Annotated in this window: 7 protein-coding genes; 6 read left to right on the plus strand and 1 reads right to left on the minus strand. The window is 60.2% G+C overall.

Annotated features, from left to right (window positions below; all coding sequences use genetic code 11):
• Window positions 1-131: 131 nt before the first annotated feature.
• The 5 genes from AC1DIM_RS06210 (at window position 132) to AC1DIM_RS06230 (ending at window position 6819) form a co-directional block, all read left to right on the plus strand.
• Window positions 132-2240 carry an AAA family ATPase gene (locus AC1DIM_RS06210; RefSeq protein WP_477709618.1) on the plus strand — a complete coding sequence of 703 codons (2109 nt, stop codon included), beginning with the start codon at window positions 132-134 and terminating at the stop codon, window positions 2238-2240.
• A gap of 563 nt (window positions 2241-2803) precedes the next feature.
• Entirely contained in the window at window positions 2804-3085 is a 282-nt protein-coding gene (locus AC1DIM_RS06215; protein WP_477709619.1) for a hypothetical protein, read from the plus strand.
• A gap of 58 nt (window positions 3086-3143) precedes the next feature.
• On the plus strand, window positions 3144-4493 hold the full coding sequence (locus AC1DIM_RS06220; RefSeq protein ID WP_477709620.1) for a type IV secretion system protein: 1350 nt from the start codon (window positions 3144-3146) through the stop codon (window positions 4491-4493).
• Window positions 4486-5385: an SCO6880 family protein gene (locus AC1DIM_RS06225; protein ID WP_477709621.1), complete on the plus strand. Its 900-nt coding sequence runs from the start codon at window positions 4486-4488 to the stop codon at window positions 5383-5385. The genes AC1DIM_RS06220 and AC1DIM_RS06225 overlap by 8 nt, the downstream gene beginning before the upstream one ends.
• A gap of 48 nt (window positions 5386-5433) precedes the next feature.
• Window positions 5434-6819, plus strand: a complete 1386-nt coding sequence (locus AC1DIM_RS06230) for an ATP-dependent nuclease (RefSeq protein ID WP_477709622.1) — start codon at window positions 5434-5436, stop codon at window positions 6817-6819.
• A gap of 1791 nt (window positions 6820-8610) precedes the next feature.
• Here AC1DIM_RS06230 and AC1DIM_RS06235 read toward each other — a convergent pair.
• The gene (locus tag AC1DIM_RS06235; protein ID WP_477709623.1) at window positions 8611-9777 is read right to left on the minus strand and encodes a cytochrome P450; all 1167 of its coding nucleotides are present in this window, start codon (window positions 9775-9777) and stop codon (window positions 8611-8613) included.
• Between the two features lie 551 nt (window positions 9778-10328).
• On the opposite strand from AC1DIM_RS06235, the gene AC1DIM_RS06240 reads away from it, so the two are divergent.
• Complete coding sequence (locus AC1DIM_RS06240) at window positions 10329-11924, plus strand: ABC-F family ATP-binding cassette domain-containing protein (RefSeq protein WP_477709624.1); 1596 nt, start codon at window positions 10329-10331, stop codon at window positions 11922-11924.

Genomic DNA, 11924 nt, shown 5'->3' on the forward strand with positions numbered 1-11924 from the left:
TGGTTACGAAGGCTCGCCACGGTGCGATCCGTGACGAGCCTTTCCTAGCGAAGACTCAGCTAGGATAGGTCGGTCCGCGCTGGGATCAAACTACGATGTGCTGATCCATTGCCTAAATTTAGGGAGTAGATATGCCTCTTGATGCCAGTGGTTACCAAATTCTCGGTGCTTCAATTTTCGGGCCTGAACCGTTGTCCGGTATCCATCTTGATGTACGACCTGGGTCTACCTTCTTGTACGGAAAGAACGGCACCGGGAAGACTCGACTCCTTGATCAGCTCACCAAAGCACTTGAAGGGGCCGGCCAGCCCAAAAACGGATCGTGGCCGCGGTCTCTAATCCACACCTCTGTTGAAGTTCGACCGGCGACTGGCGACGACGACTTTGTGTCCGCACTCTACGAGTTGCTCGACGTTCCAAAAGAACTTCAAACGGACGACGTTCATCGCGAGGAGTTCCAAACGGCACTCCTTGAAAGAGTCAATCTCTGGGAAGCACTTGACCTCGACGACGCCTTGGCCTTGATCGAGTATCCCGAGCTCAGAACGAGCCAAGGATTCCACCTTTCTCTCATGCCCTCAGGGACCTCCGGATCGGGCCGATGGACCGTATATTTGTCGGCGATCTTGGGCGCCGACGACATACAGAAGCTTGCGATGTATGGCGCCGCCCTCAGCGAAGCTAGGCGTGCGATGCTTGAGGGCACCTCGCTCGATGAGCAGTCTTCCTTTCAGCGGTTGCCCTTTAAGTTGGCACAGGCAGATGAGTGGTACACCGAGCCGTTCGAAATTCTCCGGGGGGATGGCCGACCGGTTTACTCGTCCACCGGGGCCTCACCGCTGGAAACTTGGCCGCCTAACGTCCCAGTGCCCTTGGCTGCAATCGGATCCATTTCAAGAGGTCCTGCCCAAGTATTCGTCAACTCGCTGCCACTGGACGTGATCCAGGAGAAGACGCTGTCACTGGTTTCCAGAAGCCAGTGGAAAGCCCCGATCGTGGAGGCCACAGCGGGATCTGAAATGGTGCTGGCAGAAAGTGTTCAGCAGGCCGTCGCCCTGGCAGAGACAGAAACGAACCGGATCCTGGATGTGTTGGCTGACTTTCCATTCTGGCTGAAATTCGACACTCGGAGTCCGTCGGACTGGTTCGCTGGCAAACCGCCACGGTGGGTTGCGGTCCCTCGTCATGACCAGGCAACAAAAATGCTGTTGGACGATCTCTCGTTCAGCCAACAAAAGTGGGTCAGGTTCGCGTTGAGCCTATACCTCAGCAAGTCTGACCGTAACAAGCCCCGTTTGGTCGTCGTGGACGAACCGGAGCAAGGGCTGCACAGGCAGCTCGAGTCTCGAATCTCCCTCGGGCTTCACCGACTCGTAGCAGAATTCGATGACGTCGCTGTCGTCGGCGCGACTCACTCGCCTGCGTTTTTGGATCCGCGTCTAGGGTCTCACCTACTTCATCTGACTCTGACTGGACTCGGCGGGACTGAGGTGTCCGACCTGGAAGTCGGTCATCTCAGCCTCGATGAAGAATCCAAGCGCCTTGGTGTCGCGCCCAGTGATCTTCTCGCGATGACGAGGGTCGCCCTCGTTGTGGAGGGCACCCATGACCAAATTGTGTTGGAGGAATGTCTATCGGAGGACTTGCACGCGTCCGGAGCTAGGGTTTTCGTGATGCGCGGGACGGATCACGCCGCTGCACTACCCGATATGCAGTTTCTGTTCGACGCTCTGGAGGCGCCTATTGTGGTGGTCTTCGACAATGTCATCCAGGAGCGGGTACTGCCGATCTGGCAGCGAGCTGTTAATGCTTTTCAAGCTAACGATTCCCGGCTAGCTGAGCGAACCATATCGGAACTCGAATCGAATTCGGCAACGAAGGAAGAACGCGCCTTGGCTGAGCTTGGCAGACGCGCCATTCGAGTTGGCAGGCTCAGCCGAATCACTCCCTTTGGGCTTGGGCAGGCAGACATCCTCGATTACTTGGCGCCAAGTCATTTCGGCTTGGAAGACGGCGATTGGCAGACGTACAAGGCCGCATTCAGGACTCGAAAACGGCTCGGTGAGCCGTTCAAAGATTTCCTTCGACGTGAATATAGGGCCAAGATCAATATTGACGCCGTTCGGCGCGCAGCGAAGACCATGGTTGCATTGCCTGGCGATTTAGCGCAGCTTGGCGACTTGATACGGCAGCTCGGTTATCTTGGGGCAATCGACGACCTGGAAACCGCTGTTAACTGACGCCGTACTCTGATCGCCCACGGCGCAGCCTGCCGCCTGTGTCAGGGCCCCGCTGCATGAGCCTTCTTGGGCGCTTTGGGCGCATCGCAGGGCTTGGCCTACCATCGGGGAATGACGATCAGACTGGACGAAGACGGCAACCTCTACTCGATGAATGATTGTTACAGCTGTGACAATGAGGGACCTCACTACTCTTCCTTCGTCGTCAAAGGCAGACCTGCTTTTCAGTGTGCCCGGTGCATGGGCCCGGTCAGCGACAATTCGCCGGTTCCGTCCTCATGGCTACCCGGAAATGCAGGTTAGGGGCGTAGTCCCGAAAAACGACTGGACCTTTAGCCTCTATATGGACTGACCATTGCGCCGCCGATGATCGCCAATTCCTCGGTAGGGGGACAAAGCGCAACTCGGCGATCTGCCCGTTCGACCCTGTAGACCTCCCCTGATCGTAGATCCGGCAGAGAGCCTCCACTTGTAAAGCATCCCGGCAGGTCATGTCGCCCCGCCCCGCTGTCTCCATGAAGTCGTGAACCCAAACTCGACACCAGATGGAGCGCCCAATGTTGATGGCAGCTGTAGACCCCGGAATCACCCCCAACGCGAGCTTTCCCTTTCTTGAATCGCTGAAGCAGATCGGCGGCGGCATCCTGGTCGGCGCGTTCATCGTGATCGCCATTGTCGCAATCGTCGGTGCGGCGATGCTTCTGGCAGGCAAGCTGAGCCAATCGTCGCGGCTGGCGTCCGGCGGCGGCATGATCCTGCTCTGGACCGGCCCCGTTGCCGCGATCCTGGGTGGCATCAACGGTTACATTCTCTGGTCCCAGACGGCGTTCAACCTCGGATTCTAGGCTTGTCGTGCCGGTTCAGTGTGATCTGAATGGGTGGTGGCCGCCCGGGTGTGGTCTCGTGTCCCAGGCCAACGATGGTGTTCAAAGTTCCATCACGTCGTTCTTCGCGAATATTCTGCAGAACGTCGCTGCCTGGATCTGGTCGTTCATCACGGGCGCGTTCAGCGTCTCCGACGTAGATGATTCGCAGTGGACCGCCATCGAAGGGCTGACGAGCTGGTGGGTGGTCGTCATGCTCACGCCGCTCGTCGTTGTCATGATCCTCCAACTGCTCTCCGCACTCATCAGCCAGCAGCCCCGCCGCCTGGTGCGGGCGCTCGCGGGCGGCTCCGCCGCTATCCCCATGGTCGCGGCCGCCGTCTACCTGGTCCGCCAGCTCACCAAGGTCAGCGATGAGGCGTCGACGGCGCTGCTCGGTTCCCTGGGAACGGACCCTTATGTGCTGTTCATGCGGCTCTTCGGTTTCGAGAAAGCTCCCGCCGGCTCTGGCCGGGAGTGGAACGTTGTGGCACTGGCGCCCGGATCCGCTGCTGGCGCGGCCGGTGCTGTCGTCGTCACCGCCCTGGCTGTCATCGTGGTCTGGGCCTTGGCCTTCATCCTGATGTGCTCGATGATCTTCCGGTCGTTTGCGCTCATCGTGCTGGCCGCCGTCGCCCCGGTCGCGTTGATGCTGATGCCGTGGGAGAAGACGAAATCAATGACGCGCCGGTGGTTAGAGATCGTGGTCGCCCTACTCTTGGCCAAGCCGCTGGCCGCGACGGTGCTCGCGGTGGCCATCAAACTCTTTGCGGAGTCGAAGTCGTTCGCCGGTTTGGCCGCGGGTACCGTCGGGATGGCTCTGGCGTGCGCCGCGCCCATGATGGCGCTGCGCCTTGTGAGCTTTGCCGGTGGCGAGCTGGCGGCAGCCGCGCAGACTGCAGGTGGCGGCCACGTGCTTTCCCGGAGTTCTGGCTTCGCAGCCCGGCAGATCAGTCGGCAGACGGGCGGCCGCTTCACGCTCGCTGCGTTGGCCAGCCGCTCAGCCATGAACCGCCCCATCCAATCCAGCAGGCCGGTCTTCCCCACCAGGACGCTGCCGCCTCGTACATCGCTGCCCGGGATCGGGACAGGCCCAACGCCGTCGCAGACTTCCGGCGGTGGAGGCACCGCTGTGATGCTCGACGCCGGGCCGTCGCCTTCCGGCCCCTTGTCGCCGGACGCGAAGGATGAGCACGAGACAACGCGGCCGAATGCGCGCACTTCGCCAAGCGGACCGATGACCGGCGCCAACCCCGAGCCAGCACGTCCGCCGTCGCCCCAGTCCGCAACTGATCCCAAAGCCGTTCCTTCAGCGGCGCCGCCAGTGCGGCCGCTGAAGCCGAGGCAACCAATGGTCCAGCCACCCAAAGATGGTGATTCCCGTGTCTGAGAACTCCCGGGCCCTTGAGGCCGTCAAATTTCCCAGGTATGAGCGGCACGGCCTGTTCATGGGTCTGAAGTGGTACCAATTGCTCTTCCTCGCTGGCGGTGTCCTGGTGGCCAGCACGGCGTCGGCGGTCAGTGGCCCTGCCGGCCTTTTCGCCTCGGGACCGATGTGGCTGGCGCTGCTACTCCTCGGGTTGCTGCAGTACTCACGGATTCCCTACCCCGTGTGGGCCAGCCATGCTGTGCTGTTTTTCATCAGGATGGCCACTAAACAGACCCGTTTTCTGGTGAGGCCTGAACGGGCTGCGCTGGCCGGGCGGCTGGCGCTGCCCGGTGGATTGGGGAACCTGGAGGTGCGCCGGACGTCCAGCGGCGACGCGTTCATCGTGGACGCCCGCGGCAGGGAGGCCCTCGCCGTTTTGCGGTGCAGCACCAGATCATTCGCCCTGTTGGACTCTGACGACAAAGCGTGGGCTGTGCAGTCATGGTCCCGGGTGCAGGCAGGTTTGGCCCAGCGCAGCAGCGTTGCGAGAATCGCCGTGCAGGATTACACGGTTCCGTATCCCTCCTCCGCGCTGCGTGACTTCTATGACCGGACCGTCCTGAACGCGGACCGCGATGGCGAACTCACCTGGGGACAGCGAGCCTACGAGGACCTGATCTCAGCAGCCGGCTCGGCGATGAGCCATGATCTCTTGCTGACCCTTGTTGTGGACACCGCCAAGGCTCGACGACGGATCCGGGAGAGCGGCGGGGGACTGGGCGGCATCGAACGCGTCCTGCGGCTGGAAGTCGAGGCCATGACCACAGCGCTGGGCACTCACAATGTCAGGGTGGAGGAGTGGCTGCCCGAGGCGGGCGCGAAGGCCCGCACCTGTGGGCGAGGGCTTTGTTGAAGGGCGAATTGCGGCGTGACGTACATTCGTGAGATGCAGGAGTAACGGGTGCTGTTGGAACTTCACCCGTCCTTCAACGTAATTGTTGGAGAGAATGGGTCTGGCAAGAGCAGCGTGCTTCAGGCGCTGCATTGGATGCTTCAATCCGGTCGAAATCGCACTGTGAAACCAGGTCCAACGACGTCGACTCTCTCGGAGAAAGATGCGATCTACATGCCTTCCCCTGACTATCGAAGCGCCGGGCATGGCTCGGACTACGGAAATAAGCAGGGAACGCCCCAGCTTGGGCTAAAAGTTGTTGCGATGTCGGAGGATGGATCCGAGCTGAAAGCTGCGATGTCATTGAAGTCGGCGCGCAACGAAGGAATCTCCGTTCAGCTTCCCTCAAATAACCAATTTGTGAGTGTCATGAGAAGCGCTCGTGAGATTAGTGCCTATATTCCTGGCGTCGCTGGGATCCCGTTGGTTGAGGAAAAGCGGTCAAAACTGATTGTCCATAGGTCGGCTGCGGCAGGTGACGCGAATACTGTTCTTAGGAACATGCTTGACCTGCTTCGGACTACTGAAGTGGCTGGGAAGAACGGACTCAGACTCGTTGAGGACCTGGTAACTAAGGTGATGGGTGACTTCGAATTGAAGGTCGACTTCAACGACGCGCGGCACACTCGTGTCAACGCACTGTTTCGCACCGGAGAGATGGTCTCGAACGGTGATCGAGGGTTTAGGCCGCTGGAGCTGGCGGGCATCGGATACCTTCAGGTGCTCCAGATCTTTTGTTATCTAGTCTATTTCCGGCCAGTTCTACTGCTAGTCGACGAGCCAGATGCGCATCTTTATCCAATCGCGCAAGAGCGACTGGTCGAGGTGCTGTCTGAGGCGGCGACGGAATTTGATGCACAAATCTTGCTCACAACGCATAGTCCTTCGATCGTGCGCGCGCTTCCACAGAATTCCAAGGTCATCTGGATGAAGGAAGGAAAAGTTGAGCCAGGTGGCGATGCCCGACCCAGGCAGCTGATGGGTTGGGGATTGCTTGATCGGAAAATTATTCTGCTGACCGAGGACTCTCGAACTGACATGCTCCGGTCAATTCTCGGGCAGTGGCCAGACCTGGAACGGGTAACTGCGGTATGGCCGTTCCACGGTACAGGGAAACTACCGACCCCTGAGACCCTGTCGGGATTCCAGTCTCTGGTGGGAGATCAAGTGAAGATCGTCATCCACCGCGATCGAGACTTCCTGATGCCTCTCGAGGTGCTAGTCCGTCGGATGCCGTGGATGACAACGACCACGAAGAGGATGCTGACCCGGAGGCCGGGGTCTCGTCCCACGATGAGGCTGGGGAGCTGGCTGAAGCCACTTCGACGACCCTTGTCGAGGTCGTTCCGGGAGTCGCCGTCGTCTTCGGAAACGTGCCTGAAGGTGTCGAACTAGTTGATTTTGGCTTGATTCCAGGATTTGACCGCGAGTACCTCTCGACTGTCCTCGGCTCAGTGGGCAACGCTGGGGCGGCTGCAGGCAACGTGGTGAACGCCATCTCCAGCGCACAGGGCCTTTACCGGGTCACCGATGCAACCCTGGCATTGCTACAGAGCGGTGGGGAACTGGCAGCAAAAGACGGCGCCAAACTCGCAGCGATATTCAAGAACGGCAAGATTGTCGCTCAGGCACGATTCATTCCCTACGGGGTGACTGCTGCGCAAGCAGCGGCTGCCATCGGCCCGGCGGTCGCGATGATCGCGCTCCAGATGCAGCTCAGCGAGATTTCGGGACTTGTAAAGACTAATATCGCCTTGACGACTCAGACTCTGAAGGCAATTCGTCATGAACAGTGGGCTAAACTCACTGGTTTGGTCAAATCCGTTGATCGCACAATTAAGCAGGCGAGCGAAATCGAAGGATTAACCAGGTCGCTTTGGAATAACGTTGCGGGAATCGAATCCGAACTTGAGACGCAGTTCGACTTGTATCGACGCAATGTCGATGACCATATTAAGCAACTTGGTCAGTTAAGAGGCACCGCTCGCCGCCAACATCTTGAAACGAACGCTGAATCAATCCTTTTCGATGCGAACGCTCTTCTTTATGCACTGAAGGCCCAAACTGGCTTTCAGGCGATCCGCGCAGCTTGGGCAAGGGCTCAGGGTGCCGACAACGAACAAGAAGCACAGCTTGTCGACGTGATCACTCGGGACGCGCGCGCAGACTTCGACGCCGCGCTCCACGAATCAGCAGAGCTTGTAAAATCCCTCAGACGCGAGTTGAGAATCATCGCGGAGCTTCCGGGCCGCGCTACGATGCCGTTGACAAGGAGACGTCGCGACGCAAGAACCTCGCGACTCACGTGCAACCAGCTCCTTGAAGCAATCGAGCCACTCGCCAATGCGCTTCACCCTGCCGCTGCGGAGCTAGTGGCCCCGGACTTAGTTTGCGCTCCGGAGAACCTCGACATCGAACCGTACCTACACATTCTGCGCTGGTTTATGGAGGACGGAGAGGAACTCCATGGCATCGCTTTCCCGTACCAGCCTGGCACGCACAACCTCGTAGGAGCTTTTCCGTCCGTCCTTGGCAAGAGAGCCGATGCTGCGTGGAGCGCGCTGGCTCCCGGCAAATGGGCGTCAGTGGTGGATAAGGCTGCTTCCAGTACTTTCGTCGCAGTGACGGATAGTCGAATCTTCACAGCTGCTCCTCGAGCGTTACTCCAACGAGGGGAACTTGGCGATAGCTTCCAGCTGAAAGACGTGCAATTTGTTCGGCCTCCTGAGAAGCAGAGCGAGAGCGTACGTGCGGCTATAGATGTCATCACGGAGCACCACGACCTACGATGGGTTTTCCCGTCAGCTGCCGACGACGGATCGATCGACAAACTCGCGATCTTACTCATGGAGGGCGCGAAAGGTGCAAGTGGGGACCTACCGGCCGTTGACGATCTCCCGGTGCCGGAGCCGGAGCCTATCGCTTCAGAATGATCCGACGCCGACAGCTACCGAGCATCGACACCCGTCGACCGGCAACTATGTCCGCCACACGTTTACCCCACGGAAATGGTAAAGAACGTTGACATGTCAGGCGTTGTCCTTCAAGCCGAAAACGCCTAAATTCCGTGGATTAGCAAGGGAATGTAAGCCCTTGGCAAACGACGAAATACACTGTCCTCTGAGAAGAGGTCAGGAGTTCGAATCTTCTTAGCTCCACAAATTTTCAAAGGGTTGCCGCGCGGGGTCAGGCCGGCTGCCAGCTGACCGGGAGTTCCTTGAGCCCGTAGATGATGGTGCTTTCCATTCGTTCCAGCTGCGCTCCCGGAACCAGGGATAGCCCGGGCAGGCGGGACAGTATGGCCTCCAAAGCGATCCTGGCCTCAAGCCGCGCCAGCGGCGCTCCCAGGCAAAAGTGAATGCCGTGGCCGAACGCCAGATGCCGGTTCTGGGCGCGATCGACGTCGAACTCAGCAGGCCGCTGGAATTGCCGCTCGTCGCGGTTGGCGGACCCGATCCAAGCCACGACCGGTGCACCGGCGGGAATCAGTTCGTCTCCCAGGGTTGTCTCCGCGACCGTCACCCGGTACATGGACTGGACCGGCGACCGAAAGCGCAGCACTTCTTCGATGGTCTGGGGAAGCAGGGCAGGTTCCCCCAGGAGACGGTTGATGGTGCCGGGCGATTCCGTCAGACACAAAACGGCGTTGCCGATCAGGTTGGTGGTGGTTTCATTGCCGGCCACGAGCAGCAGCGCGCAAAAACCGAGCAGTTCGGGCACCGTCAACTGTTGGCCGTCAATCTCGGCGGACAGCAGGGTGCTGATCAGGTCCTTGCCGGGACGGCTCCTGCGTTGGTCGATCAGGGCCAGGAAGTACTCCGTCATCTCAGTGTTTGCAGCGTAGTGATCCTCGCTGGCTGAACCGGACCGTGTTTGGCTGACAATCACATCGGACCAGTGTTTGAAGCGCTCACGGTCCTGGGCGGGGATGCCCATAAGTTCGGAGATCACGATGACCGGCAGCGGGTACGCCAATTCCCGGATCAGGTCCGCGCTGCCGCGGGCCGTGATCCCGTCCAGGAGCTCGTTCGTGAGCCCGGAGATGCGGGGAGCCAGTGCGTCCACAGCTTTGGGCGTGAATGCCTGGGTGACCAGGGAGCGAAGCTGCCGATGCCGTGGGGGATCGGTGGAGATCAGGCTCGAGGCGAACAGTTGGCCGGTCCCGGATGCATCGTCCCCGACCATGCGCGATGAGAATGATGCATGCTCGGACAGGGCACGCTGGACGTCGTCGTACCGGAAGACATGCCAGCTTCCCGATTGTTCGTCGTAAAAGACCGGGGCAGTTTCCCGCATTCGAGCGTAGTGGGGAAAGGGATCGAGCTGGTGTTCAGCGGACTGGGTGAAGTCCATGGCCGGCCTTTCTGCTCGTCCGGGCTACATCGGCCTGGCGGACGCCGGGGCCTCGGCCGGCTGAGCGTTTGACCTTGATTTTATCCAAAGCCTGCCCTGCGGTCATTAGCCACATGTGTGATGCGGGGGTTCCGGACTTTTCTTGCTGGGACGGCTGCCTGCGGCAGGTCTCGCCGAGGTACCCGATGAGTTACATCCCGGTCAGCAGACGGACCATCCGACTCGACGGCGCAGCGACGCCACTCATCCGGGGTGGTCTTCCTGGCTGCCGGCCAGCGGCTGCATCTGGTGTTCTGCCTTGTGGTCTCACAGGTGTGTTGGTGGACGGCAATCATCGTGGGGTTCATTAACGCTGCGTCCTAATGCTGAGTTCGCATCCAGGACTGGGGATTTAGATTCCGCGGACCGGGAGACAGCTAAGATCAGACAGGCCGCCCTGATCAGTTTGCGGCTGAAAGACCACTACCCCACACATCTACTGAGTTGGCCGCGATCCTGAAACGCCCGGGCGTTCCGTGCCCATCAGCCAGCACCTGAAGAGGACACCAGCAATGAGTTTGATCCGGCTGAACGACGTCAACGTCAGTTTTGAAAAGACCCAGGTCCTCCGCGAAGCCTTTTTCAAGCTTGACGCCGGAGACCGTGTGGGCCTGATCGGCAAGAACGGATCCGGCAAGTCCACCATCCTCAAACTGGTCCAGGGCCAGGTTGCCCCGGACACCGGAACGGTCGCCGTGGAACTGGGTACCAAGACGGCCTACTTCTCCCAGTTCTCCGAGCTGAACGGCGAGTCCACGATTTCCGAGGTCCTGGACGGCTTGTTCGCCCACGTGCAGGAAATCGAGGCCGAGCTTGCAGGAATTGATGCAGCCATCGCCGCCGATTCCTCCGATAACGCACGGCTGGATGAGCTGATCCACCGCCAGTCCGAGCTGTTCGAGGCTATGGACCGGCTGGATGGCTGGGACTACCAGCGCAGCATCGACAAAGTCCTCACCACCCTTGGCTTCAGTGAACACCACCGCACCTGCGCCATCGACGAGCTTTCCGGCGGCTGGCGGAACCGGGCAGCGCTCGCGAAGATCCTGCTCGAGGCCCCGGACGTCCTGCTGCTGGATGAACCCACCAACTACCTGGACGTTGCAGGCGTCGAATGGCTCGAAGGCTGGTTCAGGACGTTCAAGGGCGCCGCGATCATCGTCTCGCACGACCGGAAGTTCCTTGACTCCGTTGTCACCCGGATCATCGAAGTGGAGAACTACCACCTCCACGAATACCCGGGGAACTTCGCAGAGTATGTCGTGGCCAAGCAGTTCCGGCTCAAAAGCCTGGAAAGCCAGTTCGTCCACGAGTCGGAGCTGCTCGCCTTCGAAGCCGAGGGCATCTCCGACCGCCGGGAGGCTGCCAAGGCGGCGGGCAAGGGATTGGCGAACCAGCTGGCCAGGATCAAGAAGTCCAGGGCGCCCCGGCCAGTGGACCAGATCATCACGGAGATCTATGGCGGCCTCTACGTCAAGGATGTCCTGTGCCGGGTGGAATCGCTGGGCAAGGCCTACGGGGGCAGGACTCTTTTCAGCGGCCTGAGTTTCGAGATCGGCCGTGGCCACCGGATCGCGGTCATCGGCGCCAACGGCAGCGGCAAGACCACGCTGCTGCGGGCGCTCACCGGTGAAGAGCCGGCTGATGCCGGTACGGTGGCCTGGGCCAAGGGCGCGGGCATGGTTTCTTACAACCAGGTACTTGAAGAACTGGACGACGACGACACGGTCACCCATGCGGTGAACGCGATGCCGGACAGCCTGGCCCTGACCGCGACGAAGAAGTCGGTCAACAGGTTCCTGGCGATGTTCCAGTTTTCCGAAGCCGACCTCAAGCAGAGAATTGGCAACCTCTCCGGCGGCCAGCGGGCCCGGGTGGCGATGGCCCAGTGCCTGCTCTCCGGCGCCTCGGTACTGCTCCTCGACGAGCCCACCAACCACCTTGACCTGTCCAGCACGCAGGTCATGGAGCGCGCCCTGCTGCACTTTCCGGGGGCAGTGGTGGTGGTCAGCCACGACCGTTTCTTCACGGACAAGATCGCCAACCGCAGGCTGGTGTTCAGCACGGCAGACTCAGGCCACGGGGCGGTTGACCTGCAGGCAAGCTAA

This window comes from Pseudarthrobacter sp. 01T43 (assembly GCF_056398665.1).

Excerpts from the sequence above, each read along its gene's own strand:
- AC1DIM_RS06210 (WP_477709618.1), top strand. The coding sequence starts at position 132 with ATGCCTCTTGATGCCAGTGGTTACCAAATTCTCGGTGCTTCAATTTTC.
- AC1DIM_RS06215 (WP_477709619.1), top strand. The coding sequence starts at position 2,804 with ATGGCAGCTGTAGACCCCGGAATCACCCCCAACGCGAGCTTTCCCTTT.
- AC1DIM_RS06235 (WP_477709623.1), bottom strand. The coding sequence starts at position 9,777 with ATGGACTTCACCCAGTCCGCTGAACACCAGCTCGATCCCTTTCCCCAC.
- AC1DIM_RS06240 (WP_477709624.1), top strand. The coding sequence starts at position 10,329 with ATGAGTTTGATCCGGCTGAACGACGTCAACGTCAGTTTTGAAAAGACC.